25 protein-coding genes are annotated in these 24,976 nt (G+C 73.6%); 9 read left to right on the top strand and 16 right to left on the bottom strand.

Translation table 11 applies throughout. From position 1 onward, the window contains the following. Positions 1 to 440: 440 nt before the first annotated feature. Positions 441 to 1,658, top strand: a complete 1,218-nt coding sequence (locus AB0I67_RS29485) for an acyl-CoA dehydrogenase family protein (protein WP_357929784.1) — start codon at positions 441 to 443, stop codon at positions 1,656 to 1,658. On the opposite strand, the gene AB0I67_RS29480 is transcribed toward AB0I67_RS29485, so the two are convergent. Continuing rightward, entirely contained in the window at positions 1,653 to 2,057 is a 405-nt protein-coding gene (locus AB0I67_RS29480) for a nuclear transport factor 2 family protein (RefSeq protein WP_357929781.1), read from the bottom strand. The genes AB0I67_RS29485 and AB0I67_RS29480 overlap by 6 nt on opposite strands. 65 nt (positions 2,058 to 2,122) lie before the next feature. Here AB0I67_RS29480 and AB0I67_RS29475 point away from each other — a divergent pair, with 65 nt between their 5' ends. Together AB0I67_RS29475 and AB0I67_RS29470 are read left to right on the top strand one after the other, a co-directional pair. Then, entirely contained in the window at positions 2,123 to 2,980 is an 858-nt protein-coding gene (locus tag AB0I67_RS29475; RefSeq protein WP_357929932.1) for an NAD-dependent protein deacetylase, read from the top strand. Next, positions 2,977 to 3,885 (top strand): aminoglycoside phosphotransferase family protein, encoded by a 909-nt coding sequence (locus AB0I67_RS29470; protein WP_357929779.1) that lies wholly within the window; start codon positions 2,977 to 2,979, stop codon positions 3,883 to 3,885. Before AB0I67_RS29475 ends, AB0I67_RS29470 begins: the two co-directional genes overlap by 4 nt. On the opposite strand, the gene AB0I67_RS29465 is transcribed toward AB0I67_RS29470, so the two are convergent. From AB0I67_RS29465 to AB0I67_RS29440, 6 genes are read right to left on the bottom strand one after another with little or no spacing between them, the layout of a single operon-like run. After that, a complete protein-coding gene (locus tag AB0I67_RS29465; RefSeq protein ID WP_357929776.1) occupies positions 3,882 to 4,379 on the bottom strand; it encodes a MarR family winged helix-turn-helix transcriptional regulator in 498 nt (165 codons plus the stop codon). The genes AB0I67_RS29470 and AB0I67_RS29465 overlap by 4 nt on opposite strands. 29 nt (positions 4,380 to 4,408) lie before the next feature. Further along, positions 4,409 to 5,986: an amidohydrolase family protein gene (locus AB0I67_RS29460; protein WP_357929773.1), complete on the bottom strand. Its 1,578-nt coding sequence runs from the start codon at positions 5,984 to 5,986 to the stop codon at positions 4,409 to 4,411. Further along, on the bottom strand, positions 5,973 to 6,668 hold the full coding sequence (locus AB0I67_RS29455) for an ABC transporter ATP-binding protein (RefSeq protein WP_357929771.1): 696 nt from the start codon (positions 6,666 to 6,668) through the stop codon (positions 5,973 to 5,975). The genes AB0I67_RS29460 and AB0I67_RS29455 overlap by 14 nt, the downstream gene beginning before the upstream one ends. Further along, entirely contained in the window at positions 6,665 to 8,392 is a 1,728-nt protein-coding gene (locus AB0I67_RS29450) for an ATP-binding cassette domain-containing protein (protein ID WP_357929768.1), read from the bottom strand. The genes AB0I67_RS29455 and AB0I67_RS29450 overlap by 4 nt, the downstream gene beginning before the upstream one ends. Beyond that, positions 8,379 to 9,236 carry a branched-chain amino acid ABC transporter permease gene (locus AB0I67_RS29445; protein WP_357929765.1) on the bottom strand — a complete coding sequence of 286 codons (858 nt, stop codon included), beginning with the start codon at positions 9,234 to 9,236 and terminating at the stop codon, positions 8,379 to 8,381. The genes AB0I67_RS29450 and AB0I67_RS29445 overlap by 14 nt, the downstream gene beginning before the upstream one ends. Next, positions 9,236 to 10,429 carry an ABC transporter substrate-binding protein gene (locus AB0I67_RS29440; protein WP_357929764.1) on the bottom strand — a complete coding sequence of 398 codons (1,194 nt, stop codon included), beginning with the start codon at positions 10,427 to 10,429 and terminating at the stop codon, positions 9,236 to 9,238. Before AB0I67_RS29440 ends, AB0I67_RS29445 begins: the two co-directional genes overlap by 1 nt. 90 nt (positions 10,430 to 10,519) lie before the next feature. Here AB0I67_RS29440 and AB0I67_RS29435 point away from each other — a divergent pair, with 90 nt between their 5' ends. After that, the gene (locus tag AB0I67_RS29435; protein ID WP_357929761.1) at positions 10,520 to 11,431 is read left to right on the top strand and encodes a TIGR03619 family F420-dependent LLM class oxidoreductase; all 912 of its coding nucleotides are present in this window, start codon (positions 10,520 to 10,522) and stop codon (positions 11,429 to 11,431) included. Between the two features lie 17 nt (positions 11,432 to 11,448). Here the strand turns inward: AB0I67_RS29435 and AB0I67_RS29430 are convergent, their stop codons facing one another. Both AB0I67_RS29430 and AB0I67_RS29425 read right to left on the bottom strand, forming a co-directional pair. Then, on the bottom strand, positions 11,449 to 11,844 hold the full coding sequence (locus AB0I67_RS29430; RefSeq protein ID WP_357929758.1) for a nuclear transport factor 2 family protein: 396 nt from the start codon (positions 11,842 to 11,844) through the stop codon (positions 11,449 to 11,451). Next, positions 11,841 to 12,602, bottom strand: coding sequence for a MoaF C-terminal domain-containing protein (locus tag AB0I67_RS29425; protein WP_357929756.1), 762 nt, complete (start codon positions 12,600 to 12,602; stop codon positions 11,841 to 11,843). Before AB0I67_RS29425 ends, AB0I67_RS29430 begins: the two co-directional genes overlap by 4 nt. Before the next feature lie 63 nt (positions 12,603 to 12,665). Here AB0I67_RS29425 and AB0I67_RS29420 point away from each other — a divergent pair, with 63 nt between their 5' ends. Beyond that, positions 12,666 to 13,472: an SDR family NAD(P)-dependent oxidoreductase gene (locus AB0I67_RS29420; RefSeq protein WP_357929753.1), complete on the top strand. Its 807-nt coding sequence runs from the start codon at positions 12,666 to 12,668 to the stop codon at positions 13,470 to 13,472. Between the two features lie 120 nt (positions 13,473 to 13,592). Continuing rightward, entirely contained in the window at positions 13,593 to 15,029 is a 1,437-nt protein-coding gene (locus AB0I67_RS29415; RefSeq protein ID WP_357929751.1) for an aldehyde dehydrogenase family protein, read from the top strand. On the opposite strand, the gene AB0I67_RS29410 is transcribed toward AB0I67_RS29415, so the two are convergent. The 4 genes from AB0I67_RS29410 to AB0I67_RS29395 all read right to left on the bottom strand — a co-directional run bounded on the left by AB0I67_RS29410 (position 14,989) and on the right by AB0I67_RS29395 (position 19,318). Further along, the gene (locus AB0I67_RS29410) at positions 14,989 to 15,453 is read right to left on the bottom strand and encodes a hypothetical protein (RefSeq protein ID WP_357929748.1); all 465 of its coding nucleotides are present in this window, start codon (positions 15,451 to 15,453) and stop codon (positions 14,989 to 14,991) included. The two genes, AB0I67_RS29415 and AB0I67_RS29410, sit on opposite strands and share 41 nt — an antisense overlap. Positions 15,454 to 15,543: 90 nt before the next feature. Beyond that, entirely contained in the window at positions 15,544 to 17,007 is a 1,464-nt protein-coding gene (gene hpaE, locus AB0I67_RS29405; protein ID WP_357929745.1) for a 5-carboxymethyl-2-hydroxymuconate semialdehyde dehydrogenase, read from the bottom strand. Further along, on the bottom strand, positions 17,004 to 17,918 hold the full coding sequence (gene dapA, locus AB0I67_RS29400) for a 4-hydroxy-tetrahydrodipicolinate synthase (RefSeq protein WP_357929742.1): 915 nt from the start codon (positions 17,916 to 17,918) through the stop codon (positions 17,004 to 17,006). Before dapA ends, hpaE begins: the two co-directional genes overlap by 4 nt. Continuing rightward, positions 17,915 to 19,318 carry a fumarylacetoacetate hydrolase family protein gene (locus AB0I67_RS29395; RefSeq protein WP_357929739.1) on the bottom strand — a complete coding sequence of 468 codons (1,404 nt, stop codon included), beginning with the start codon at positions 19,316 to 19,318 and terminating at the stop codon, positions 17,915 to 17,917. The genes dapA and AB0I67_RS29395 overlap by 4 nt, the downstream gene beginning before the upstream one ends. Before the next feature lie 149 nt (positions 19,319 to 19,467). Here AB0I67_RS29395 and hpaD point away from each other — a divergent pair, with 149 nt between their 5' ends. The 3 genes from hpaD to AB0I67_RS29380 are packed head-to-tail and all read left to right on the top strand — an operon-like array spanning position 19,468 to position 21,662. Next, complete coding sequence (gene hpaD / locus AB0I67_RS29390) at positions 19,468 to 20,316, top strand: 3,4-dihydroxyphenylacetate 2,3-dioxygenase (protein WP_357929737.1); 849 nt, start codon at positions 19,468 to 19,470, stop codon at positions 20,314 to 20,316. An 18-nt stretch (positions 20,317 to 20,334) separates the two neighbouring features. Beyond that, on the top strand, positions 20,335 to 20,994 hold the full coding sequence (locus AB0I67_RS29385; protein ID WP_357929734.1) for an alpha/beta fold hydrolase: 660 nt from the start codon (positions 20,335 to 20,337) through the stop codon (positions 20,992 to 20,994). A gap of 2 nt (positions 20,995 to 20,996) precedes the next feature. After that, positions 20,997 to 21,662: a GntR family transcriptional regulator gene (locus tag AB0I67_RS29380; protein WP_357929732.1), complete on the top strand. Its 666-nt coding sequence runs from the start codon at positions 20,997 to 20,999 to the stop codon at positions 21,660 to 21,662. A gap of 74 nt (positions 21,663 to 21,736) precedes the next feature. On the opposite strand, the gene AB0I67_RS29375 is transcribed toward AB0I67_RS29380, so the two are convergent. The 3 genes from AB0I67_RS29375 to AB0I67_RS29365 are packed head-to-tail and all read right to left on the bottom strand — an operon-like array spanning position 21,737 to position 24,947. Continuing rightward, the gene (locus AB0I67_RS29375) at positions 21,737 to 22,420 is read right to left on the bottom strand and encodes an SDR family NAD(P)-dependent oxidoreductase (protein WP_357929729.1); all 684 of its coding nucleotides are present in this window, start codon (positions 22,418 to 22,420) and stop codon (positions 21,737 to 21,739) included. Next, on the bottom strand, positions 22,417 to 23,373 hold the full coding sequence (locus tag AB0I67_RS29370; protein WP_357929726.1) for a methyltransferase: 957 nt from the start codon (positions 23,371 to 23,373) through the stop codon (positions 22,417 to 22,419). The genes AB0I67_RS29375 and AB0I67_RS29370 overlap by 4 nt, the downstream gene beginning before the upstream one ends. A 59-nt stretch (positions 23,374 to 23,432) precedes the next feature. Further along, entirely contained in the window at positions 23,433 to 24,947 is a 1,515-nt protein-coding gene (locus tag AB0I67_RS29365; protein WP_357929724.1) for an amidohydrolase family protein, read from the bottom strand. Positions 24,948 to 24,976: the final 29 nt, after the last annotated feature.

The raw sequence follows: 24,976 nt of genomic DNA, 5'->3' as shown, positions 1-24,976 counted from the left end.
AGGGTCCTTTCTGCTGGTCGGTTGACTTTCTGCCTTGACGTCAGAAGAACAAGCCACGCTTGGAAATCACTTGTGGATCAATGGGACGCATGGGTTTCGGCATCCCCGACAGTCAAGTCGGACTTGACTCCGATTGGTCCCCTTGGCCGCCCGGCTCGGCAGCACCGGGACGGACTGCGCAGGCTCGGCGGCTCCGAACAGAGCGCCCCGCCACCCGAGGGCCGGAGCTACGACGGTCGGCCAGGCCTCACGGGCTCTCTCATGGGAGGTGGGTTTCCCGGCGCCCCTTGGATCGGCCAGCCCCAACCGAATAAGGTTCGGTTCATGGAGGAGACCGAGTTCGGCGTGCCCGGCCGGATCGCCACGATCATCCTGAGCGTCTCCAAGGACCTGCCCCCCTCCGTGCCGGACCGGCCGCGAACCCACCCCTGAGGAGCGTCATGGCCATCGACTTCACCCTCGCCCCCGAGCACGAGGAGCTGCGCTCCCGGGTGCGCGAGTTCATCCGCGAGACCGTGATCCCCGCCACCGAGGGGGAGCTGGGACGCGACGACTACCTGCGCGTCATCTTCGACCTCCGCAAGGAGGCCAGGTCCAGGAACCTGTGGCTGCCGCACATGCCGAAGGAGTGGGGCGGCATGGGCCTGGGCCACGTGGAGCTCGCCATGGTGCAGGCGGAGGCGGCCAAGACGCGCCTCGGCCCGTGGGTGCTGAACTGCATGGCGCCGGACGAGGGCAACATGCACACCCTGCTGCGCTGGGGCACGGACGAGCAGAAGGAGAAGTACCTCCGCCCGCTCACCGAGGGCACGAAGATGTCGTGCTTCGCGATGACCGAGCCCGAGGTGGCCGGCTCCGACCCCACGCTGATCCAGACCCGCGCCGAGCGCGACGGCGACGAGTGGGTCATCAACGGCCACAAGTGGTTCATCTCCAACGCCCGCCGCGCGAACTTCGCCATCCTGATCGCCCGCACCGAGCACGACGTCCCGGAGGGCTCGCGCGGCGCCAACACCGCCTTCCTCGTCGACCTGCCCGCCGACGGCTGGAACGACGTGCGCGAGGTCGAGACCATGCACGGCTCGACCGGGCACAGCGAGATCGTCATCACCGACCTGCGCGTCCCTGACTCCCAGGTGCTCGGCGGGCGCGGCAACGGCCACCGGCTCGGCCAGTACCGGCTCGGCCCGGCCCGGCTGGCGCACTGCATGCGCTGGATCTCCCAGGCCGAGACCGCGCTGGACATGATGGTCGACCGGGCGCTCAACCGGCGCAGCCACGGCTCGGCGCTGGCCGACAAGCAGGGCGTCCAGTGGCTGATCGCCGACTCGGCCATGGAGCTCTACCAGGCCAAGCTCATGGTCCTGCACGCCGCCTCGAAGATCGACAAGGGCGAGGACTTCCGCACCGAGGTCTCCATGGCCAAGCACTTCGTCGCCGGCGCCCTCAACCGCATCGTCGACCGCGCCATCCAGGTCCACGGCGCCCTGGGCTACTCGACGGACACGCCGCTCGCGCACATGTTCCAGCACGCCCGCTGGGCCCGCCTGGCCGACGGCGCCGACGAGATCCACCAGATGCGCATCGCCGAACGCACCATCGACGCCTACCGCTCCACCGGCTCCACCTGGTCTGCGACCGGCAGCCTTCCCCTATGAACCCTGGCGGCGCCAGAAGGTGTCGTGAGCGGCCTGGTCGGCCACGTACTCCCAGCGGGCGACGACCAGGCCGTGCTCGAAGCCGTAGACGTTGAAGTTGTCCATCTCGATGCGTTCGCCGCGGCGCTCCGCCGTCCAGCGGTGCAGGGTGACCGCGTAGGAGTCGTTCGCCTGGACGGAGAGGAGCTCGGTGCGGAAGGTGCCGCCGGTCTCCTCGTGGACGAGCCGGCCGAGCCGGATGATGGCCTCCTTGCCGCGGTGCTCGCCGGTGACGAGGCTGTCGCCGCCGATGTGGAAGACGGCGTGGTCGGCGATCAGGGCGAGGTAGCCGGCGAGGTCGCCGCGGCCGGCCAGGCCGTACAGGCGGCGGGTGAGGACGGCGTGGGGGTGAGTTGCCATGAGGTCACCATGCCGCAGGGAGCGGGCTGCTGCCGGGCGGCGGGTAGCCTTCCCTTGTGAGTGACATGGCGGTGCTGGCCGATCTCGTGGCCGACGGGGGCGTGGTGGTCCTCAGCGGCGCCGGGCTCTCCACCGAGTCCGGCATTCCCGACTACCGGGGGCCGAGCGGGCGGCGGCGGTCGGGCACGCCGATGACCTACCAGGAGTTCACCGGCAGCGAGGCGGCCCGCCGCCGGTACTGGGCGCGCAGCCATCTCGGGTGGCGGCACGTGGCCCAGGCCCCGTGCAACCGCGGTCACCGCGCGGTCGCCGGGCTGCAGCGGGCCGGGCTGGTGTCCGGCATCATCACCCAGAACGTGGACGGCCTGCACCAGGCGGCCGGGGCCCGCGAGGTGGTCGAGCTGCACGGCAGCCTGCACCGGGTGCGGTGCCTGGAGTGTGGTGAGCGCACCGGCCGCGAGGAGCTCGACCGGCGGTTGCGCGAGGCCAACAGCGACTGGGCGGCGGCCGCGGGGCTCCAGCTTCATCCGGACGGTGCCCGGGTGAACCCGGACGGCGACGTCGCGCTCGACGACGCCGAGATCGAGGGCTTCGCCGTGGTCGGCTGCGCCTCCTGCGGCGGGATGCTCAAGCCGGACGTGATCTTCTTCGGGGAGAACGTTCCTCCCGCTCGGGTCAGCGAGTGTTTCGAGCTGACCGACGAGGCGGGGCTGTTGCTCGTGCTGGGGTCTTCGCTGACGGTGCTGTCCGGGTTCCGGTTCGTACGGCATGCCGCTCGGCAGGCCATCCCGGTCGCGATCGTCAACCAGGGGCCGACGCGTGGCGACGAGCACGCGATGCTGCGCCTCGACGCCCCGCTCGGCCAGACCCTCGACGAGCTCTTGGCCGCTCTGTCCGCCGAGCCGGTGCCCGCCACGTCGTGAAGGACCGTCCCGAAGGGCTGAGCGACGCCGCCCTCGCCACGACGCTGCGTGCCTGGGGAATCGCCGAGGTCCCGGTCTATGCTCCGGTCGGGTTCGGGGACTACCACTGGACGGCCGGGCGGTGGTTCGTCACCGCCACCGATCTGGCGCACCGCCCCGACCCCGGCCCGGCCCTGGCCGCCGCTGCCAAGCTCGGGCTGGACTGCGTGGTCGCGCCGGTGCCCACCCCGGGCGGGGACCTGGTGGTGCGGGCCGGTGAGCGGTATGGGGTGAGTGTCTTCCCACTGGTGGAGGGGGAGTCCGGGCACTTCGGTCAACGGCTGCCCGGCGAGCGGCGGCGGGTGGTGCTCGACGCGCTCGCCGAGTTGCACGGCCGGAGGGCGCCGGTGGGGTTGCCGGTGCACAGCCCGGTGCCCGAGTCCCGGCCGCACCTCGACCGGGCCCTCGCCGCCCTCGACCAGCCCTGGACCGCCGGGCCGTACGGCGAGCCGGCCCGAAAGCTGGTGCGCGCCGAAGCGGCGCGCCTGCGAGCGAGGCTGGCCGAGTTCGACCACACCGCGGCCACCCTCGACGGTAGAGCGAACATGGTTGTGACGCACGGTGAGCCTCACCCCGGCAACCTGCTCTGGCACGACGGCCGGGTGAAGCTGATCGACTGGGACACCGTCGCGCTCGCCCACCCCGAACGGGACCTGTGGCTGGCCGCCACCGAGCCGGGCGACCTGGACCACTACGCCCACGTCTCCGGCCGGGAGCCGGACCCGCGCCTGCTCGGCTTCTACCGGCTGCGCTGGCAGCTCGACGACCTGGCCGTCTACCTGGAGCTCTTCCGCGCCCCGCACACCGAGGGCGGCGACGCCGCCGACTCCTGGCGGTACTTCCAGGACACCCTCACCGCGCTCTAACTCCGTTCGAGGTGCTCCAGGATCGCCCGGAGCGAGGCGGCCAGCTCACGGCGGCGCTCCCCGTCGAGCTCCTTGACCACGAAAGCCTCCTGCCGGTTGAACTCCGGGAACAGCTCCCGCATCAGCCGCTCGCCGGTCGGGGTGAGCGCCAGCATCACGCGCCGCCGGTCGGTGGGGTGCTGGGTGCGGCGCAGGTGCCGGTAGGACTCCAGGGTGCGCACCACGCCGGTCAGCGTCGCCTTGGAGATGCCCGCCTCGGCGGCCACGTGCCGGGTCTCGCTCTCGCCCCAGATCCAGACCACCCACATCACCACGAACCCGGTCCAGGTCAGCCCGGTGTCCCGCAGGACGGTCTGCTCCAGGTGGTTGCGGATCGCCGAGGAGGCGCGGTAGATGTTCGACACCGCCCACATCGCCTCGAAGTCGAGGTTGAGGCCGCCCAGGCGCTCGCCGACGGCTTCCTCGGTCTGGCGCAGGGTGTGGTGTCCGGTCATGGTCGCCCATCATATTCGGCCCCGAACAATCACCCGCCGTGGACCACCCGCCCGCCGAAGAGGGTGAGCTCCACCGGCGCCTCGGTCAGCTCGTGCGGGCTGGTCGCCGCGCTGACGCACAGGTCGGCGACCTTGCCCGGGGTGATCGAGCCCTTCCAGGTCTCGGCGTGGTCCTGCCAGGCGGGCGCGATCGTGTAGGTGCGCAGGGCGGCCTCCAGATCGAGGCCCTCGCCCTCGCGCGCCACCAGCGCGGCCACCCCGGCGCGCCAGTCGGGCCGGGTGACCGGCGCGTCCGAGCTGCACGCCGTGACCACGCCCGCCTCGACCGCCGAGCGGGCCGGCCACTCCGTGCGCACCAGGTCCTCGCCGAACAGCGCCCGGGTCGTGCCCGCCTCCATGGCCTGCAGCACCGGCTGCAGGTTGATCCCGCAGCCGAGCGCGGCCAGCCGCGCCAGAGCTTGTTCGGACGCGAACTGTCCGTGGATCACGTAGTGCCGCGCGTCCTTGCGCGGGTGGCGGTCCTGCGCCGCCGCGAGCGCCTCGGCCACCGCGTCCACCCCGCGGCTGCCCACCACGTGCACGCCGAGCTGCCAGCCGGCCTCGTGCACCAGCCGGACGATCTCCGCCAGCTCGGCCACCCGCTCGCCCGTGCTCGCGCCGTGCGTGCACAGCGCCCCGTGCCCGCCCGAGGGGTACGGCTCGCGCATCCACGCGGTCTCCGAGGGCGGGATGCCGTCGGCGAAGACCTTGACCCCGAGCAGCCGCAACAGCCGCGGCGAGATCCCCGCCAGGTCGGGCGGCGCGGCCAGCCAAGCCACGGTGTCGGCGGCCGAGGCCCCCGACATCGCGCTCGGCAACCCCAGCACGCTCACCCGCGCGGTCAGCTCGCCCGAGCGGGCCAGCGCCGCGTACGCCTCCAGCGCGCCGGTGCCCATCCCGCCGGCGAAGGCCTCCTCCCCGCCCGGCCCCAGGCCCGGCTCGGTGAAGCTGGTGATGCCGAGCCGGTTCAGCTCGGCCACCACGTCGCGCGCCACCGCGGTCAGCCCGCCCTCCGGATGCGGCGCCGCCCGCTGCACCAGCGCCTGGTCGGCGTGGTGCAGCACGCCTCCGTCCGACTCCACCCCGGCCAGCTCGAGCGCCAGGCTGTTGACCCAGACCGCGTGGCCGGAGAAGTCCTGGAGCAGCACCGGATGCTCGGGCGCCACCTCGTCCAGATCGGCCGCGACCGGCTGGCGGCCGGGGTCGGCCACGCACTCCGCCAGCCGTCCGGGATGCCAGCCGATGCCGCGGATCCACTGGCCGGGCCGCGCCCGCCGTACCGCCCGGGCCACCTCGGCCCGGACGGCGGCGATCGACTCCAGCGCGACGTCCAGGCAGAACGGCGGCCGGTGCAGGCCGTACCCGACGCCGTGCAGGTGGGAGTCGTTGAGGCCGGGCAGCACCACCCGCCCGCGCAGCTCGACCGTCTCGGCGGCGCGCCACCCGCCGGCGTCCTCACCGACGTGCACGATCTCGCCGCCGCGCACCACCACGGTGCTCGCGTACGGCAGAGCCGCGTCCATGGTCAGCACGCGGCCCCCGGCCAGGATCAGGTCAGCGCCCGTCATCGCGATGGTCTCCCAGGTAGGCGCGCCGCAGCGCGGAGTCGTCGGCCCGCAGGGGCGCGGGGTCCCCGGCGTAGGTGAGGCCGCCGCGCGCCAGCACGTAGGCGGCGTCGGCCAGGGTCAGGGCGGTGTGCGCGAATTGCTCGACCAGCAGCACCGCGCACCCCTCGCCGGCCAGCGCGCGGATGACCGGCAGCAGCCGCCGGACGATCGCCGGGGCCAGGCCCAGGGACATCTCGTCCAGCAGCAACGCGGCCGGGCGGCGCAGGATCGCCCGGGCCAGCACGAGCATCTGCTGCTCGCCCCCGGACAGCAGCCCGGCCCGCACGTCCAGCCGCGGGCCCAGCTCGGGGAAGAGCTCCAGGGCGCGGGCCGGCTCGCCGGTCAGGGCGAGGTTCTCGGCCGTGGTGAGCGTGGCGAAGACGGTCCGGCCCTGCTCGACGTGCGCCAGGCCGAGCGCCGCCCGGCGGGTGCGCGGGCGGCCGGTCAGGTCGTGACCGGACAGGGTGACGCGGCCGGCGCGGGTGGGCAGGACGCCCGAGACCGCCTCCAGCAGCGTCGTCTTGCCCGCGCCGTTCGGGCCCAGCAGCACGGTCACCTCGCCCCGCCGGGCCACCAGGCTGACCTCGCGGACCACGGGCTGGGCGCCCCTGGCCACCGTCACCCGCTCCAGGACCAGCGTCATGCGGTGACCTCCTCGCCCAGGTAGGCGCGCAGGACCTCGGGGGTGGCGAAGACCTCGGCGGGCGGGCCCTCGGCCAGGACCGTGCCGAAGTCGAGGACGGTGACCCGCTCGCAGGTGGCCCGGACCAGGTCCAGGTCGTGCTCGATGAGCAGCACCGCGGCGCCGAAGCGCGCCGGGGCGGTGTTCAGCCAGGCGCCGAGGCGTTCGGTCTCGGCCTGGCCCAGGCCGGCGGCCGGCTCGTCCAGGACGGCCAGGACCGGGCGGGCCAGGAGGGCGCCGGCGACCTCCAGCAGCCGGCGGGTGCCGGTGTCGAGCTCCTCGATGCGGTGGGTGGGCGGGAGGTCCACCAGGTCGTGGAGCGCTTCGGCCAGGTCCTCGTGCGTGAGGTGGCGGCGGGCGGTGAAGCGGAGGTACTCCTCGACGGTCAGGGTGGTGGGGACCCGGTCCTGCTGGAAGGTGCGGCGCAGGCCCGCTCGGGCCCTTCGGTGGGCGGGGGCGGTGGTGAGGTCGGTGCCGGACAGGAACACCGTGCCGGTGCAGGGGACGAAGCCGGTGATCGCGTCGACCAGGGAGGACTTGCCCGCGCCGTTGGGGCCGACCAGGCCGTGGACGGTGCCTCCGGGCACGGTGAGGGTGACCTGGTGGAGGGCGGTCACCTGGCCGAACCGGACCCCGAGCCCGGAGACCTGCAGGGCCGTAGCGGGCTGGGGTGGAGGAAGGGGGGCCTGATCAGGAGAGGATGGGGCTGTCGATGGGGTCTCAGAGGGTCGGGGGAGGGGAAGACGGCGGAGGGGAAGGCGGCGGAGGCGGGCGCGGAGGGCGTCGCTGAGGCCGGAGCCCTGGGTGAAGGCCTGGAGCGCCCCGACGGCGAAGACGACGTTCGCCCACTGCTGCGGGATTTCGAAGCGCCGCAACAGCTCCGAGATCAGCACCCCGAGCGCCCCACCGAGCAGAGCGCCCTCGGCGTGGTGAGCCCCCGCCATGACCGCCACCGCGTAGGCGGTCAGCGACTGCCCGGGGTCGAAGTTCCGCGACACCACCATCGCGAGCTGCCCGGCCAGCAACGCCCCCGACAGCCCCGCCACGAAGGCGCTCACCGCGAAGGCGCTGAGCTTGGCCCCGGGCACCCCGGTCCCGGCCGCGGCGGTGGCCCGCTCGGACTCGCGCAGCACCCGCCACGAGATCCCCAGCCGCGTCCGCCCCACCACCGCCAGCGCCACCGCCACCAGGGCGAACACCCCGCAGCAGAACAGGAAGTACTGCCGCTCCGCCGCCAGCCCGGCGGGCCGCCCGACGGTGAGCCCCTGGGCGACGCCCGGGAAGGACGAGGTGGCCAGCACCACGTCCACGGTCGCCGCGAACCCGAGCGTGACGATCGCCAGGTGCACCCCGCGCAGCCGCAGCGCCGGCAGCCCGACGAGCACCCCGAGCGGCACCGCCGCGAGCCCCGCCAGCGGGAGCCACACCCACAGCCCGCCCGGCACCGCCCACACGTTGAGCTGGGCGGTGGTCCAGGCGCCGATGGCCGCGAAGGCCGCCTGGCACAGCGACACCAGCCCGGCCCGCCCGGCGACCACGCCCAGGCTCTGCAGCAGCACGCCCGACACGACCGCCGAGGTGGCGAGGAAGACCCAGTAGGCGGGCAGGGTCGCGGCCACGCCGTACAGCAGGAGGGCGCCGGCGGCGGCCAGCCCCGCGCGGACGAGGCGGTCAGCGGGCCGCATCCCACACCTCCCGCCGCCGGGTCCACATCAGGATGAGCAGGATCGCCGCGAACGGCACCGCGTCGCGGTACTCGCGCAACGCCGCCGAGCCGGCCAGCACCCCCTCCAGCAGCCCGAGCGCGAGCCCGCCCAGCAGCGCTCCGGACAGCCGGGTCAGCCCGCCGACCAGCGCCGCGGCGCACGCGGGCACGATGAGCATGCTGAGCGACAGGATGTCGCTCGACCGGACCGGCGCGACCAGCAGCAGCACCAGCGCGGCCAGCCCGCCGGTCGCCGCCCACAGGACGACGGCCGGCCGGCGGGTGCCGATGCCGAGCAGTTCGGTGGTCACCGGCCGCTCGGCCATGGCGCGCAGCCGCAGCCCGAGCGGCGTGCGGGTGAGCAGCAGGTGCGTGCCGCCGCCGAGGAGCGCGGCGAGGGCGAGCAACGCGGGCGTCGCCCAGGTGATCACCACGCCGGCCAGCTCGGCGGCGGCCCCGGAGGCCGGGTTGGGCAGCACCCGCGGGGTGTCGCCGAACAGGATGTAGGCGAGCGCGATGATCCCGATGAGCTGGGCGATCGACACCGCGGTGCGCGTCTGGGCGTCGCCGGCGGCGAACCAGCGCACCATCACCGCGCCGCAGCCCGCCGACAGCAGCGCCCCCGCCGCGACGCCCGCCGCCGCGGCCACGCCGTACGGCAGGCCGGACTCGGTCAGCGCGGCCATGACGTACACCCCGGCCACCCCGATCGCGGCGACGGCGAGGTTGACCGTGGCGGTGAGCCGGTACATGGCGGTGAGCAGCAGGCCGAGGGCGGCGAAGGTGCCGCCGGCGGCCAGTCCGGAGAGCAGGCCCTGGAGCATCAGTCGAGCGTCCCCGGATAGCGCACCCACTCCGGGGTGACCACCTCCCACCTGCCGCCCCTGAGCTGGACGATCTTCCCGGCCCGGTTGGAGCGGTGCTTGGCCGCGGGCCCGAACTCGTACGGCGTGCCGACCAGCGGGTGCCGGACGGGCTTGAGCGTCTTGAACGCCCGGGTGACCGCCTCGCGGGTGATCGGCCCCTGGATGCCCCGGAGCGTCTCGACGAGGTAGGTGGCCGCCAGGTAGCCGCCCTGCCCGAACGAGGTCAGCGGCACCTTCCTGGCGGTCATCAGCTCCCGCCAGTCCTTGAGCGCGGCCGACCCGGCGTCGGTGAAGGGCTCGAACTCGGCGTTGGCGTAGGTGCCCTCGCCGTCGGCGCCGAGCGCGCGGGCGACCGCCTCGGTGTAGGGCGCGGTGGTCATGAGCCAGTCGACGCCGGTGACCTTCTGCTGCTTGACCACCTTCATCCAGGCGATGGCCATCGGCTCGGTGCCGTTGTAGAGCACCGCCTGGCACCCGGCGTTGCGCGCCCGCAGCACGAACGGGGTCGGGTCGGAGTCGGGCTTGACGGTGCGGTCGTCGAGGGTGAGCCGCTTGCCGGTGAGCGCGGTCCAGCTCCGCACGGCCCCGCCGTAGGCGTCGCTGGTGTTGCCGAGGATGGCCAGGAACAGGCAGACCTTGTCGTGCTCGAGCACCTCGGAGGCGTAGTACAGGTTGATCGCCATGTTGAGGTAGGGCCCGGTGTTGACCGGCGAGATCGCGGGGGACTCGAAGCAGGTCGGGTCCACGCCGGTGCCCTGGATCGAGACGATGCCGGCCTGCGCGTAGAAGGGCGCGTTGACCGCGCAGTCGAGCAGGCTGGCCGAGCCGGCCAGCGCCACCGCGCCCTGGTTGGTGACCACGTCGCGGGCGGCCTGGGCGGCGGCGGCCGGGTCGCCCTTGTCGTCGGCCACGAGGTACTCGATCCGGCGGCCGCCGATGCCGCCCTGCTCGTTGACGCGGTCGAAGACCGCCTTGGCGGCGGCGGAGGAGTCGGGGAAGGTCACCGGGCCGCTGAGCGAGCTCACGGCGCCCACCTTGATCGTGTCGCCGGGTCCCTGGCTGGCGGCGGGCTCGTCGGCGAGTCCGCAGCCGGTCGCCGCGAGGAGTAGCGCGGCCAGGGACAGGACGACGAGCGCTCTCGAACCGGTCATGACGCGGGCCTCTCGTGCGTGACGGGTGACCGGATCGTACGGTTCCTAACAAAGGCTGGCAAGAGCGATTTTTGGTCTTATCGTGCGGGTATGAACGTTCCTCGCATGCAGCTCGTGCTCTCCGAGAACTGGACCATGACCCCGGCCCGCGACCTGCCCGTCCTGGTGCGCTGGGCGCGCGAGGCGGAGGAGGCCGGCTTCGACTCCGTGATGATCAGCGAGCACGTCGTCCTCGGCCCCGACGCCGGCGCCCGCGGCCGGATGGCCAACCCGCGCGAGTACGCCCTGCCCGGCAACCAGGACCCCTTCACCCCCTGGCCCTCGCCCCTGACGCTGCTGGCCGCCATCTCCTCGGTGACCAGCACGCTGCGCCTGGCCGCCGCGGCGGTCCTCGCGCCGCTGCGCCACCCGCTGCTGCTGGCCCGCGAGCTCGGCACGCTCGACCTGCTGGCCCGGGGCCGGCTCATCGTGCTGCCGACGGTGAGCTGGAGCCGCGACGAGTACGCCGCGCTCGGCGTCGACTTCGGCCGGCGCGGGCGGATGCTGGACGAGCACCTGGAGATCTGGGAGCTGCTCTGGCGGGAGTCCCCGGTGTCCTATCACGGCGAGTTCTACCGGTTCGACGAGGTCTACTTCGAGCCGAAGGCCTACCGGCCCACCGGCCCGGTGCTGTGGTTCGGCGGCGCCGGGCTCAGCGAGCACCTGCTGCGCCGGGTGCGGCGGTGGGGGAGCGGCTTCAACCCGCTCGGCTACCCGCCCGCCGCCGACATCGAGGCGCTGCTGGCCGTACGGCCCGGGCTGGAGCTGGCGGGCGGCACGCGGGCGCTCTTCGCTGACGCCGGCTCGTGCGCGCCGCTCGGGCCGGCGCTGGAGCACATCCCGCAGCGGATGGCCGAGGGGTACACCACCTTCTGCATCAAGCCCTCGCAGTTCCTCGACGACCCCGGCCGGGTGGGAGCCTTCTGCCACGAGGTGATGCGCCGGGTGCGCGCCCTGGTCTGACCCGGCCCGCGGGGCGGTCAGGGCTGCATCGCCCTGGCGACCAGCAACGTGTCGGTGAACTGCTCGAAACCGATCACCGTCCCGTCGTACAGCTTCCAGACGTGGGTGAAACGGGCCTGCATCGCCTTGCCGGTCGCCCGGTAGACGCCGCGGTAGACACCGATCACCACGATCACGTCTCCGGCGTCGACGTACTCCTCCGGCTCGGCGGCGAAACCCTCCCACTCCTCGCCGAGCCGGGCGAACACCCCCTTGAGCACCTCGTCCGGCCCGACGTAGGTGCCCGCGCAGGGGAAGCCGGCCATCTCCGTCCACCGGGCGTCCGGCGCGAGCGCCGCGAGGACGCCCGCCACGTCGCCGCGCGCCGAGGCGGCGTAGGACTCGCGTACGGCCAGCAGGTTCTTGGTGATCATGCCGGTTCCTCTCCTGGGGGGTAGGTGACCGTGCCCAGCGGCTCGATGTGCGCGCCGCCGGGCGAGGCGTGGATCTCACCGGCGCCGGACAGGCCGAAGAAGGTGCCGACCGTGCGCCGGGCCGCCCAGTCGTAGAGCCAGGTGGCCGCGACCGGGATGCGGAACTCGCGGAAGGTGAAGACGTACAGGTCGTCGGCGAGCTTCCAGGTGGCCGCCAGGTCCACGTCACCGTGGCCGCGTTGCGCGCCCACCAGGCACTGCCAGGCGTAGCGGGTGGAGCTCAGGTAGACGTGCTCGTAGAGGTGGTCCGGAGAATAACGGTACAGCGCCCGCCGCCCGATGAGCTCGCGCGTCGGGGCCGGCGGCTCGCCGCGCACCGGCGTGCCCTCGACCGTGCCCGGCGTGAAGGCCTGCGCCACCCGGGGCTCGCCGGGGACCGCTTCTTCGGCGATGGTGGAGGTGATCCGCAGCGCGCGGCCGAGCCCGGTGTGCACGACCGTGACCGTGTGCCTGCGCGGCTCCTCCGGGTGGCCGTGGCCGAGGAAGAGCAGGTCCTCGCGGACCGGCACCGCCTCGTACGGCTGCGCGGGCCCGCCGTCCGCGCTGAGCTCGGCGCCGGTGCGGAAGTCGAGGCGGGTGGCGGAGCCGTCGGCGAAGGCCAGCCGCAACGCGGTCCCGGCCAGGCGGTCCGTCGCGGGCAGGCGGTTGGTGGCGATCCCGGGGGCGAAGTCGTCCATGGTCTTCCAGCCGGAAGACATGGTTTCTTCCTCCATGAAGTCGTCTATGAAATCATATAGTTTTCCGCTCGAAAGGAGTAGGCGATGAGGTTGCAGGGCAAGGTCGCCCTCATCACCGGCGCGGGCACCGGGATCGGCGCCGCCACCGCCCGCCGCTTCGCCGCCGAGGGCGCCCGGGTGGTGCTGGCCGGCCGGCGCAAGGAGCTCTTGGACGAGGTCGCCGCGCAGCTCGACGCCCCCGGAGGTGAGGAGCTGGTGGCGGCGGTGGCGTGCGCGGACATGGCCGAGACCGCCCAGGCCCGTGCGGCGGTGGACAGCGCGCTGGCCCGCTTCGGCCGCCTGGACGTGGTCGTCGCCAACGCCGGGGGCCACGGGTTCGGCGCGCTGGCCGAGACGAGCGACGCCGACTGGCGGCTGAGCATGACGGCCAACCTCGACACCTGCTTCGTCACCTGCCGGGAGGCCATGCCCGCCCTGATCGAGGCGCGGGGCGCGATCGTGGTGGTCTCCTCCATCGCCGGCCTGGCCGCCGGGCCCACCGTCGCGGGGTACGTCACCGCCAAGCACGCCCTCATCGGGCTGACCCGTTCGATCGCCCGCGACTACGGCCGGCACGGCGTGCGCGCCAACTGCCTGTGCCCCGGCTGGGTCCGCACCCCCATGGCCGACGGCGAGATGGACGAGCTGACCGAACGCCACGGCATCTCCCGGGAGCAGGCCTACTCCCTGGTCACCAAGGACGTCCCGCTGGGCCGGCCGGCCACCGCCGAGGAGATCGCGAGCATCTGCCTGTTCCTGGCCTCCGACGACAGCGCGATCATGACCGGCTCCGTGCTCGTCGCCGACGGCGGCGCCACCGCGGTCGACCTCCCCACCCTCGCCTTCGTATAAGACCCCTCCCTCCGCCCCCGAGTCCCCGCCCGGAGTCCCCGCCCCCTCCGAGTCCCCGCCCTCCCTACTTCCCGCCCCCCGAGTCCCGCCGGCTCCTGGTGCGAGAGAGGACATGTCCTGATGTCAGACCTGTTCATCGGCGGTGCCTGGAGCCCAGCGGCGACCGGCCGCTCGTTCCCCACGCTCAACCCCGCCGACGGCACGGTCATCACGACCTGCGCCGAGGCCGGCCCCGCCGACGTGGACCGCGCGGTCGGCGCGGCCCGCGAGGCCGCCGACGCCTGGGCGGCCCACCCCGAACACCTGCGCGCCCGCCTGCTGTGGCGCGTCGCCGACCTGATCGAGGCGAACGCCGAGGAACTGGCCGAGCTGGAGAGCCGCGACAGCGGCCAGCTCCTCGGCGTCGCCCGCGAGGTCTCCGTCCCCGGTACGGCAGAGCACTTCCGCTACTTCGCCGGCTGGTGCACCAAGATCCAGGGCGCGGTGCTCCCGGTCGCCTTCCCCGACACCCTCCACTACACCCGGCGCGAGCCGGTGGGCGTCTGCGCGCTGATCACCCCGTGGAACTTCCCGCTGATGATCGCCGCCTGGAAGCTCGCCCCCGCCCTCGCCTGCGGCAACACGGTGATCATCAAGCCCGCCGAGCAGACCCCGCTGTCCACGGTCCGGCTCGTCGAGCTGATGAGTGAGGCGGGCTTCCCGCCCGGCGTGGTCAACCTGCTCACCGGCGGCCCCGGCACCGGCCGGGCGCTGGCCGCCCACCCCGCCGTGGACAAGATCTCGTTCACCGGCTCGACCGAGGTCGGCCGCTCCCTGGTGAGCGCCGCGGCGGGCGGGCTCAAGCGGCTGACCCTGGAGCTGGGCGGCAAGGCCCCGAGCATCATCGCCGCCGACGCCGACCTGGACGCCGCGGTGGCGGGCAACCTGACCGGCGCGCTCTTCCACAGCGGCCAGGTGTGCGCCGCCTACGCCCGCTTCTACGTCGACCGCAAGCGGGCCGATGAGTTCACCGAGAAGATGGCGGCCGGCGCCGCCGCGTTGCGCATAGGCCCCGGTGACGACCCGGCCAGCTGGCTCGGCCCGCTGGTCAGCGAGGAGCACCTGCGCTCGGTCGACGCGCACGTGCGCGGCGCGGTCTACGAGGGCGCCGACCTGGTCGGCGGCGGGCGGCGGGTGGACCGGCCGGGCTTCTTCTACGAGCCGGCCGTCTTCGCGGGGGTCACCGACGACATGGCGATCGCCCGCGAGGAGGTCTTCGGCCCGGTCATCCCGGTGCTCGCCTACGACGACCCCGACGAGCTCGTCGCCCGCGCCAACGCCCTGGAGTACGGGCTGGCCGCGTCGATCTGGACGCGGGACCTGTCCACCGCGCACCGGCTGGCCGCCCGCATCCGGGCCGGGGCGATCTTCATCAACATGATCCACGTGCCGGACGCGGCCACCACCTGGGGCGGGTACAAGGCCAGCGGCTGGGGCCGCGAGATGGGCCCCTACGCGATCGACGCCTACACCGAGGTCAAGGGCGTGTGGACCCATCTCGGACCCGGGTCTCGTTGATGAGCGTGCGCTGGAAGCAGACCCCGTCCTTCAGCCACTGCCAGGTGCGGCTGCGGTGGTGCCCGTCCTGGCTGAGCACGATGAGCTCGAACAACCGCACGCTCGGGTCGGCCTTGTAGACCCAGTTGAGGTAGATCGTGTGCTCGTCGGCCTCCCAGAACTCGCCGATGATGCGGTCGGTGTCGAAGCGGCACCGGCCGCCGCCGAGGTAGCGGCCGGGGAAGTGGTGCTCCTCGGTCCGGCCGTCCGGCCAGGTGTAGCGGTTGATCTGGTAGTAGTCGTGCGAGCCGTCGCCGGGCAGGGCGCAGGTGAGGTGGGCGGTGTGCCGGTCGGTGACCCGGCCGTCGCGGTCGACGACGGTGTAGGTGCCCTCCCAGTCACCTTCGTGCCGGGCCAGCAGGGGCATGTCGTCTCGGATGCTCAAGGTCGGACACCGCCAGGGGTCGGAGGGACACGTGCAAGCGATCATGGTCCCTCCGCCCCGGGGAGGGCAAGGCCGCCCCCGGCCGGGCGGCTACGAGGTGCCGAAGCGGGGGATGGGGTGGTCCTGGGTGGCCACGTGCACGGTGTGCGGCTCGGTGAACAGGTCGAGGCTGTGCCGCCCGCCCTCCCGCCCCAGGCCGCTGTGCTTGACGCCGCCGAACGGGGTGCGCAGGTCGCGCACGTTGTGGCTGTTGATCCACAGCATGCCCGCGTCGATCGCCTGGGCCAGCCGGTGGGCCCGTTGCAGGTCACGGGTCCACAGGTAGGCGGCCAGGCCGTACCGCGTGGCGTTGGCCAGCTCGACCGCCTGCGCCTCGCCGGAGAAGGGCGTCACGCAGACCACCGGGCCGAAGATCTCCTCCTGGAAGACGCGCATGGCCGGGGTGACGTCGGCGAAGACGGTCGCGTTGAGGTAGTTGCCGCTCGGCAGGTGCGGCGGGCGGTGCCCCCCGGTGACCAGGCGGGCGCCCTCCTCGATGCCGGTCCTGACGTAGCCCAGCACGCGGGCGTAGTGCTCGGGGTGGATGAGCGCGCCCAGCTCGGTCGCCGGGTCCTCCGGCGGCCCGACCTTGACGAAGGCGGCGCGGGCGGCCAGCCGGGCGACGAACTCCTCGTAGATGTCGTCCTGTACCAGCACGCGGGAGCTGGCCGTACAGCGTTCGCCGTTGAGGGAGAAGACGCCGAAGACGGCGGCGTCCAGGGCGGCGTCGAGGTCGGCGTCGGCGAAGACGACCAGCGGCGACTTGCCGCCCAGCTCCATGGACAGGGTCTTCAGGTGCGGCGCGGCCTCGCGCATGATCGTCTGGCCGGTGGTGGTCTCGCCGGTGAAGGACAGCACCGGCACGTCCGGGTGGGTGACCAGGGCGTGCCCGGCGCTCTCGCCGATGCCGTGCACCAGGTTGAACACCCCCGGAGGCAGGCCCGCCGCCTCCATGATGGCCGGCAGCAGCGCCGCGCTGGCCGGCGACCACTCGGCCGGCTTGAGCACGACCGGGCAGCCGGCCGCCAGCGCGGGCGCGAGCTTCCAGGTGGCGAGCATGAACGGGGTGTTCCAGGGCGTGATCAGCCCGGCGACGCCGATCGGCTTGCGGATGACGTAGTTGAGCTGGTTCGAGGTCTGGTAGGTGGCGTCGCCCAGGGTGGTGATCAGGTCGGCGAAGTAGCGGAAGTTGTGCGCGGCGCGGCGGGCCTGGCCGCGCGCCTGGGTGATGGGCAGGCCGGTGTCGGCGCACTCCACCGCGGCGATCTCCTCGTCGCGCGCCTCGATCACCGCGGCGATCGAGCGCAGCACCTCGGCCCGCTGCTCGTGGCCGGTGCGGGGCCACGGGCCGTGGGTGAAGGCCTTCAGCGCGGCGGCGACCGCGGCGTCCACGTCGTCGCGGTCGCCCGCGCAGACGGTGTGGCCGGGCCGGTTGGTGGTCGGGCTGAGCGTGGTGAAGGTGGCGCCGGACACGCTCGGCACGTGCCTGCCGTCGATGTAGTGCTCCAGATTCACCGGATGATCTCCTTGCCCTGGGCCAGCAGAACGTCGATCCTCGCCATGCCCGCCTCGGTGGGGGTGATCAGCGGGGGCCGTACGCACCCCGAGGCGATCCGGCCCCACCGCGCCAGCACGTGCTTGGCGGGGGCCGGGTTGGTCTCCACGAACAGCAGGTCGGCGATCGGGTGCAGCGCGTAGTGCAGCTCCAGTGCCCGCTCGCGGTCGCCCTGCACGTAGGCGGTGTACATCTCCGCCACCGCCGCGGGCGCCAGGTTGGCCGCCGCGCTCACGAACCCCACCCCGCCGATCGCCAGCAGCGGCAGGCACAGCAGCTCGATCCCCGACCACATCAGGAAGTCGCGCCCGCACTCGTGCAGGACCCGGGAGAAGTGCTCGAAGTCCTTGGTCGTCTCCTTGATGCCCACGATGTTCGGGTGCGTACGGCGCAGCCGCCCGACCGTCTCCGGCGCGATGTCCACCGCGGTGCGCGAGGGCACGTTGTAGACCACGATCGGCAGCCCGGGGAACTCCCCGGCGACCGCCGAGTACCACCGGAACAGCGCCTCCTGCGACGGCCGCGCGTAGTAGGGCGTGATGACCAGGACCGCGTCGGCGCCCAGCCGTTCGGCCGCCTCGGTCAGCGCCAGCGTCTCGTCCAGGCGGGCCGAGCCCGTGCCCGGCACGAACGGCACGCGGCCGGCCACCTCGGCGGCCACCACCCGCATCGCCGCCACCCGCTCCTCGGTGCTCTGCGCGCCCGGCTCCCCGGTCGAGCCGCCGGTGGAGATGCCGTGCGAGCCCTGCTCGATCTGCCAGCCGACCAGGGCGCGCAGGGACTCCTCGTCCAGGGCGCCGTCGGCGGTGAAGGGCGTCACCAGGGGGGCGATGGAGCCCCTGATCGCCGCGGGATCGGATCGGAACCTCACCGCTCGCCTCCTTCGTCGCTCCTGCTTCGTTCGTACTCCTGCCGCCAGCGCGGCCCCAGCGGGTAGAGGCCCTCGATCGAGGCGCCCTCGGCCACCCGGTCGAGGATGAACCGCTCCTCGCGCTCCTGCTCCACCGCCGCGGCGGCGACCCGCTCGGCCAGGGCGCGCGGGATCACCACCACGCCCTCGGCGTCGCCGGCCAGCACGTCGCCCGGCAGCACCAGCACGCCGCCGCAGGTCACCGGGAGCTGCGAGTCCATGGGCACGTGCCGCCTGCCCAGCACGGCCGCGTGCGGGGCGCCGTAGTAGACCGGCAGGTCGAGCGTCGCGAACGACGGGCTGTCGCGCAGCCCGCCGTCCGTGACCACCCCGGCCGCGCCCCTGCGCAGCGCGCGCAGGGCCAGGATGTCCCCCAGCGTCCCGGCGCCCAGGTCACCGCGCGCCTCGATGACCAGGATCTCGCCGGGACGCAGCTCTTCGACGGTGCGTTTCTGCGCGTTCATGCCGCCGCCGCGCTCGGCCGCCACGTCCTCGCGCAGCGCGACGTAGCGCAGGGTCCTGGCCACGCCGGCCATGCGCAGGCCGGGCCGCGCCGGGCGGACGCCCTCGACGAAGTGGTGCTCGACGCCGTGCTTGCGGAGCTGCGCGGAGAGCGTGGCGGTGGAGACGGAGGTCAGGGCCTTCGCCAGCGCCTCGGGCAGGACCGGGCCGGGCGGGCGCGAGCCGTACGCGGCGGATCTGACCGTCTCGTCCACCCGGGGCTGCACCCCCAGATCCGGTACGGCAGGCCCCTCGGTCACCGGCGTGCGCAGCCGCCCGGAGGAGTCGAGCTCCACCTCCACCACGTCCCCCGGCGCGGCCACCGAGGCTCCGGCGGGGGTGCCGGCGAGGATGATGTCGCCGGGTTCGAGGGTCATGAAGCGCGACAGGTCGGCGATGAGCAGGTCGACCGGGAAGAGCAGCTCGTCGATCGAGGCCTCCTGCACCAGCTCGCCGTTGAGGTAGGTGCGCAGCCACCGCACCGACGGCACCAGGGCGGGCCCGATCGGGGTGAACCCGTCGTGGCCCTTGGCCCGCAGGTTGGAGCCCTGGTCGGCGTGGCGGAAGTCGTAGAGGCCGAAGTCGTTGGCGGCGGCGTAGCCCGCGACGCAGTCCAAGGCCTCGGCCCGGGAGACACGGTGGGCGCGGCGGCCGAGGACGACGGCGATCTCGCCCTCGAACCCGAGCAGGCTGGTGCCGGCCGGCCGCACGACGGGCCTTCCCGACCACGACAGCGAGGAGGGAGGCTTCAGGAAGTAGGAGGGGTGTTCGGGCCGGCGGCCCCGCTCCAGGGCCCTGCTCCGGAAGTTGAGGTGCGTCGCGATGATCTTCCCGGGGGACAGTCCCAGCGGGTGGTCCATGCCGCCTCCGTCGATGGTACACGGGAAAGTATGGACGACAATATCGCAAATCGTACATGATTTGTCCAAGAGGCGGACTCCGCAGCAGAGAGGAGCTGGTGCACGATGACCGGCTTAACCACATATGACCTGGGCCAAGGGGGCGCGTGATGGGAGAGCTCGTCCTCGCCGCCAAGATCACCCACGTGCCGTCCATCTGGCTGTCCATCCAGCCAGGCAAGCACTTCGGCATCCGCCGCCCGGCGGAACTGGCGCTCGCCGAGGTGGGCCACCGCGCCCGCGAACGCGGCGCCGACACCTTCCTGATCGCCGACACGCACTGGATGAACAGCATCGGCTTCCACCTCAACGGCAAGGCCCGCCACCGCGACTCCTACGCCAGCCACGAGCTGCCGCACTTCATCCACGACCTGGCCTACGACTACCCCGGCGACCCCGAGCTCGCCGAGCTGATCCGCCAGGAGATCTCCGCCGGCGGCCAGAAGGCCATGGTCCACACCTACGCCGACCTCGGCCTGGAGTACGCCACGCTGGTGCCGATGCACTTCATGAACGAGGACTCGGCGCTGCGGGTGCTGCCGATCGGCTGCAACATCTACTCCTCCATCGAGGAGAACCGCCGGGTCGGCGAGGCGCTGGCGCGGGCGGTCAAGCGCTCCGACCGCCGGGTCGCCTTCCTGGCCAGCGGCTCGCTCTCGCACGCCTTCCCGGCCAACGAGGTGGCCGAGACCCTGCTCAACGAGGTCAGCAGCGACTTCAACCGCAAGGTCGACCTGGCCGTGCTGGACATGTGGACCGAGGGCCGCATCGCCGACTTCCTCGACATGCTCCCCGACTACAACCTGCGCTGCTCCGGCGAGGGGGCCATGGCCGACACCGCCATGCTCTTCGGCATGCTGGGCTGGCGCGGCTACCGCGGCCGTGGCGAGCAGTTGTGTCCGTACTTCGGCTCGACCGGGACCGGCCAGGTGGTCGTGGACTTCCCGGTGGGCGACTGAGATAAGATACAAAATCGTATGGGACTTTATTCGCGACGCTTCGGCACCCCCGGCGGCCGGGCCGTCCTGCTGGTCCACGGCTTCGCCTCCGACGGCTGGCGCGACTGGGTGGCCACCGGCACCGCCCGCGACCTGGCCCTGCGCGGCTTCGACGTGACCGTGCCCGACCTGCGCGGGCACGGCGAGAGCCCGCCCTTCGACGACGCCGCTCAGGCCCACGCCCCGGCCCAGGCCGCCGAGCTGCTCGGCCTGATGGAGGGGGAGTTCGACGTCGTCGGCTACTCCCTCGGCGCGCGGCTGGCGTGGGAGCTGCCCGTGCTGGCCCCCGAGCGGGTCGGCCGGGTGATCCTCGGCGGCCTCGCGCCGGTCGAGCCGTTCGCCACCGTCGACCCCGACCAGATCGGCCGGGACGGCGACGACCCGCTCACCTCGATGATCCCGCCCGAGCTGGCGACCTGCGTGCGGGGGCTGCGCGAGACCCCGTTCGAGCCGGCCGGCTGGGCCGGCGCCACGCCGCCGGTGCTGGTGGCCGGGGCCGACGACGTGATGACGTGGGGGATCGAGCGTATCGTCGAGCTAGCCGGGGGCGCCCGGCTGGTGCGGGTGCCCGGCGGACACGCCGAGGCGCTCACCGGCGCGGAGTTTCGCGCCGCGATCGTGGAGGTCCTGGAAAGGTGAGCATGGGGGCGAGGAAGAAACCCGTCGAGGGGTCCAAGGCGGAGCTCAGCTACGAGCTGCTGCGCTCGCGCATCCTCGACGGCACCTACGGGCCCGGCTACCGCCTGGTGATGGACCAGCTCGCCCGGGAGACCGGGGTGAGCACGATCCCGCTGCGCGAGGCGGTACGGCGGCTGCAGTCCGACGGGCTGGTCGAGGTGGTGCGCAACATCGGGGCGCGGGTCGCGGTCTTCGACTCCGTCCAGGTGGAGCACACGCTCAACGTGCTGGCCCGGCTGGAGGGCTACGCCACGGCCATCTGCGCGCCGCGGATGAGCCCGGCGCAGGTCCAGGTCTCCCGCGAGATCAACGAGCGGATGAAGGAGGCGCTGGAGGAGTTCGACCCCACCGCCTTCACCGCCCTCAACCGGGAGTTCCACTTCTCCCTCTACCGGCACTGCCCGGACGAGCACCTCAACGCGCTGCTGGAGTCGGAGTGGGCGCGGCTCGACCACATGCGCCGCTCCACCTTCACCTACGTGCCCGGCCGGGCCCGCAGGTCGGTGGAGGAGCACGACCACCTGCTCGGGCTGATCGAGGCCAAGGCGGACGCGGCCGAGATCGAGGACGCGGCCCGGGCGCACAAGATCGCCACCGCCGCCGCGCTGCACCGCGCCACCGCGCACTGACCCGCCGGCCGTCATCGCGCCGAGCCCCGGTACCGGGTTGCCGGGGCTCGGCGTGGGCTGAGGGGGGGCCGGGCTCAGGTGAGGAGCTGGCCGCCGTCGACGGGCACGACCGTCCCGGTGAGGTGCCGGGCCGCGGGCGAGGCCAGGAAGAGCACCAGCGGCGTGACGTCGTCCGTCGTCGCGATCCGCCGCAGCGGGATGCGGGACTCCCAGGCCGCCCTGGCCACCGGGTCGGCCATCAGCCCGGCGGTGAGCGGGGTGTGCACCGGGCCGGGCGCGACCCCGTTGACGCGGATGCCGTGCGGGGCCAGTTCGAGCGCCGCGGTGCGGGTGAGCGCGTCCAGCCCGGCCTTGGTGGCCTCGTAGTGCCCGAGCCCGGCCGTGGGCTGGCGGGCGCCGATCGAGCTCACCGTGACGATGGCGCCTGCCGTACCGGCGGCGATCATGCGGCGGGCGGCGGCCTGCAGCACGATGAAGGCGCCGCGCAGGTTGACCGCGACCGCGTGGTCGAAGACTTCCAGCGGCAGGTCGGTGAGCGGCCCGCCGCCGCCGACCACGCCGGCGTTGCTGACCAGCACGTCCAGCGGCCCCGCGGCGTCCAGGGCGCGCGCCACCGAACCGGGGTCGGTGACGTCCATGGGCAGGCCGCCGGGCGGCGGGGTCAGGTCGCCGACCACGACCTCGTCGCCCTGCGCGGCGAAGGCCTCGGCGACGGCCCGGCCGATGCCGCTCGCGCCGCCGGTGACCAGGACCCTCATCGGGCCTCAGCCACCAGCACGCGCGGGCAGCCGGGCAGGGCGAGCAGCTCGACCGGCCGCCAGCCCGCCTCGCCCACCCACTCGCGCACCTCCGCCAGCGGGTAGACGGTGGTGCCGTCGATCACCAGGTACTCGCCGGCGTGCAGGGCGTCGAGGGCGCGCTGGCGGGGCTCGTCGTCGAGGAAGAAGTCGAGCACCAGCAGCCGGGCGTCCGGCGTGGCCGCCTCGCGGGCCCGGCGCAGGATGGCCCGGTTGTCGGCCGGCGTGTACCGGTGCACGACGTGTTCGAGCAGGACCAGGTCGAAACCGCCGGGCACCGGCCCGGCCGGCACGTCGCCCTCGACGACCGCCGCGCGCCCCTCCATCCCCGCCTCGGCCAGGCTCTTGCCGACGTGCGGGAAGGTGGTGACGAAGGCGCCGCTCAGCCCGGGGGCGGCGCGCAGCGCCTCGATGAGGAAGGCGCCGGACAGCCCGCCGTAGTCGAGCAGCCGGCGGTGCCGGGTGAAGTCGTAGCACGCGGCCAGCGCCCGGGCGTGCAGCGCGTTGTAGGTCATGACGCCGGTCATGAAGGTGTCCATGCGCCCGCCCCCCAGGTCGAGCGGGACCGGCTCGGCCGTGGTCATGCTGTCGTGGTAGCCGAGCCAGTGCGGATAGCTGATGTCCTCCAGGAAGGCCAGGAAGGGCCGCAGGTCCACGTCCTGGCCGCCGGCCAGGTGCCGCTCGGCGGCCGGGGCGTTGCGGTAGCGGCCGTCCTGGCGCTCCAGCAGGCCCAGGCTGTTCATCGCGTCGGCCAGCACGCGGGCGGAGCGTTCGGGCAGGCCGGTGCGCCCGGCCAGCTCCGCCGCCGTCGCCGGGCCCTCGGCCAGGGCGGCGAACAGGCCCGCGCGGGAGGCGGAGAAGAGCTGCTTGGCGGCCATGTAGCCGGTCGCGATGGCGAGGATCTCGTCGGGCATGGGGGTCCCTTCGCCGGGAAAATATGGGGGATAATATACGATCCAGCGATGAGGGAAGGCTAGGCCTCGTAGACGATCTTCCCGCCGAGGACGGTCATCTCGATCGGCGCCTGCGGCAGCTCGGCGACGGGCAGGTGCCGCAGGTCCGCGCCCACCACGCACAGGTCGGCCACCTTGCCGGACTCCAGCGTGCCCTTCCAGTTCTCCGCGCCGTCCTGCCAGGCGGGCGTCGCGGTGTAGGCGCGCAGCGCCTGCGCGAGGGTCAGCCGCTGGGCGGGCGCGCCGTCCAGGGTGCGCAGCACGGCGGCGGCCACCCCGCGCCGCCAGTCCGGGCTCAGCACCGGCGCGTCCGAGCTCAGGCAGAGCGGCACGCCCGCCTCCATCGCGTCCCGCACCGGCCAGGCGTGCCGCGCCGCCTCCTCGCCGAGCGCATCGCGGATCAGGTGCGTGGTGGCGGGCGGCAGGCCCGGCTGGGTGTTCAGCCCGATGCCCGCCGCGGCCATCCGCTCCAGCGTCCCGGGGTGCAGCACGTCGCCGTGGATGAGGTAGTGCCGCTCGTCCTCGCCCTTCGGGCGCGCCAGCGCCTCGACGATGGTCCGGGTGGCGCGGCTGCCGGTGGCGTGCAGGGCGACCTGGTGCCCGGCCTCGCGCGCGGCCTCGATCATCGCCAGCAGCGCGCCGGCCCCGCCCTCGGTGAGCGGGCGGCCGTGGGTACCGTCGGGGTAGGGCTCGTCGGTCCAGGAGGTGCGCATGGGCGGGATGCCGTCGGCGAAGATCTTCACGCCGTTCACCCGAAACCACTCGGGCACGTCGGCCGGCGGCTCGAACGAGCGCAGCCCCTCCAGGAAGCCCGGCAGCGAGCTGGGCCCGTCGAGCTCGCCGAACAGCAGCAGCGCGGTCACCCGCATCTGCGCGCGGCCCTCGGCGGCCAGGGCCGCGTACTCGGCCAGCACGCCCGCGCCGAAGCAGCCGTCGTCGGCCTCGCCGGGACCGAGGCCGGGCTCGGTGTAGCTGGTGATCCCGAGCGGGATCAGCACGTCCCAGGCGCGCAGGATGGCCGCGCGGCGGCGGAAGGGGCTGTCCAGCCGCCGGTCCACCGGGCCGGGCGGGTCGAACGGGTCGGGGGAGGGCGGCTCCTCGGGCATGATCACGTGCGCCCGGGTGGGCGGCCGGCCGGCCGGGACCACCAGACCTCGATCGGCGGGCGCGTGCTGCGGGGCCCCGTGCCGGTGCCCGTGGCCGTTGCCGGACCCCGCGGCCGGGCGGGCGCCGGTGATGCCGGGGCTGCCCAGCGCGGCCAGGCTGTCGATCAGCAGGTTCGGCCAGCGCTCGCCGAGCCAGGCGGCGTGCAGGTGGGAGTCGTTGATGCCCGGCAGCACGGTGGAGCCGCGTAACTGCACCACCCGCGTCGAGGGGGCGATCAGGGGCTGGACGTCGGCGACCTCGCCCACTCGCAGCACCCGCCCGCCGCCGATCGCGATGGCCTCGCCGACCCGGTCGGCCCGATCCATCGTGTAGACCGGCCCTCCGGTCAGCACCAGCCCGGCCACACCCTCCGCACCCGCCGATTTCATGACCGCTCCACTCTGGACACGCTTCTTCC

The organism is Nonomuraea sp. NPDC050310, assembly GCF_040655795.1.
Taxonomy (GTDB): domain Bacteria; phylum Actinomycetota; class Actinomycetes; order Streptosporangiales; family Streptosporangiaceae; genus Nonomuraea.
This window is presented reverse-complemented; position numbering and strand designations above follow the sequence as displayed.

What these genes read in the sequence shown, in the direction of transcription:
- AB0I67_RS29445 (WP_357929765.1), bottom strand. Translation starts at nt 9,236, where the DNA reads ATGCTCCAGGGCCTGCTCTCCGGACTGGCCGCCGGCGGCACCTTCGCC.
- AB0I67_RS29455 (WP_357929771.1), bottom strand. Translation starts at nt 6,668, where the DNA reads ATGACGCTGGTCCTGGAGCGGGTGACGGTGGCCAGGGGCGCCCAGCCC.
- AB0I67_RS29430 (WP_357929758.1), bottom strand. Translation starts at nt 11,844, where the DNA reads ATGATCACCAAGAACCTGCTGGCCGTACGCGAGTCCTACGCCGCCTCG.
- AB0I67_RS29425 (WP_357929756.1), bottom strand. Translation starts at nt 12,602, where the DNA reads ATGTCTTCCGGCTGGAAGACCATGGACGACTTCGCCCCCGGGATCGCC.
- AB0I67_RS29435 (WP_357929761.1), top strand. Translation starts at nt 10,520, where the DNA reads ATGAACGTTCCTCGCATGCAGCTCGTGCTCTCCGAGAACTGGACCATG.
- AB0I67_RS29460 (WP_357929773.1), bottom strand. Translation starts at nt 5,986, where the DNA reads ATGACGGGCGCTGACCTGATCCTGGCCGGGGGCCGCGTGCTGACCATG.
- AB0I67_RS29385 (WP_357929734.1), top strand. Translation starts at nt 20,335, where the DNA reads ATGGGACTTTATTCGCGACGCTTCGGCACCCCCGGCGGCCGGGCCGTC.
- AB0I67_RS29485 (WP_357929784.1), top strand. Translation starts at nt 441, where the DNA reads ATGGCCATCGACTTCACCCTCGCCCCCGAGCACGAGGAGCTGCGCTCC.
- AB0I67_RS29415 (WP_357929751.1), top strand. Translation starts at nt 13,593, where the DNA reads ATGTCAGACCTGTTCATCGGCGGTGCCTGGAGCCCAGCGGCGACCGGC.
- AB0I67_RS29420 (WP_357929753.1), top strand. Translation starts at nt 12,666, where the DNA reads ATGAGGTTGCAGGGCAAGGTCGCCCTCATCACCGGCGCGGGCACCGGG.
- AB0I67_RS29375 (WP_357929729.1), bottom strand. Translation starts at nt 22,420, where the DNA reads ATGAGGGTCCTGGTCACCGGCGGCGCGAGCGGCATCGGCCGGGCCGTC.
- AB0I67_RS29440 (WP_357929764.1), bottom strand. Translation starts at nt 10,429, where the DNA reads ATGACCGGTTCGAGAGCGCTCGTCGTCCTGTCCCTGGCCGCGCTACTC.
- AB0I67_RS29380 (WP_357929732.1), top strand. Translation starts at nt 20,997, where the DNA reads ATGGGGGCGAGGAAGAAACCCGTCGAGGGGTCCAAGGCGGAGCTCAGC.
- AB0I67_RS29365 (WP_357929724.1), bottom strand. Translation starts at nt 24,947, where the DNA reads ATGAAATCGGCGGGTGCGGAGGGTGTGGCCGGGCTGGTGCTGACCGGA.
- hpaD (WP_357929737.1), top strand. Translation starts at nt 19,468, where the DNA reads ATGGGAGAGCTCGTCCTCGCCGCCAAGATCACCCACGTGCCGTCCATC.
- AB0I67_RS29450 (WP_357929768.1), bottom strand. Translation starts at nt 8,392, where the DNA reads ATGCGGCCCGCTGACCGCCTCGTCCGCGCGGGGCTGGCCGCCGCCGGC.
- AB0I67_RS29370 (WP_357929726.1), bottom strand. Translation starts at nt 23,373, where the DNA reads ATGCCCGACGAGATCCTCGCCATCGCGACCGGCTACATGGCCGCCAAG.
- AB0I67_RS29475 (WP_357929932.1), top strand. Translation starts at nt 2,123, where the DNA reads ATGGCGGTGCTGGCCGATCTCGTGGCCGACGGGGGCGTGGTGGTCCTC.
- AB0I67_RS29465 (WP_357929776.1), bottom strand. Translation starts at nt 4,379, where the DNA reads ATGACCGGACACCACACCCTGCGCCAGACCGAGGAAGCCGTCGGCGAG.
- AB0I67_RS29395 (WP_357929739.1), bottom strand. Translation starts at nt 19,318, where the DNA reads ATGGACCACCCGCTGGGACTGTCCCCCGGGAAGATCATCGCGACGCAC.
- AB0I67_RS29480 (WP_357929781.1), bottom strand. Translation starts at nt 2,057, where the DNA reads ATGGCAACTCACCCCCACGCCGTCCTCACCCGCCGCCTGTACGGCCTG.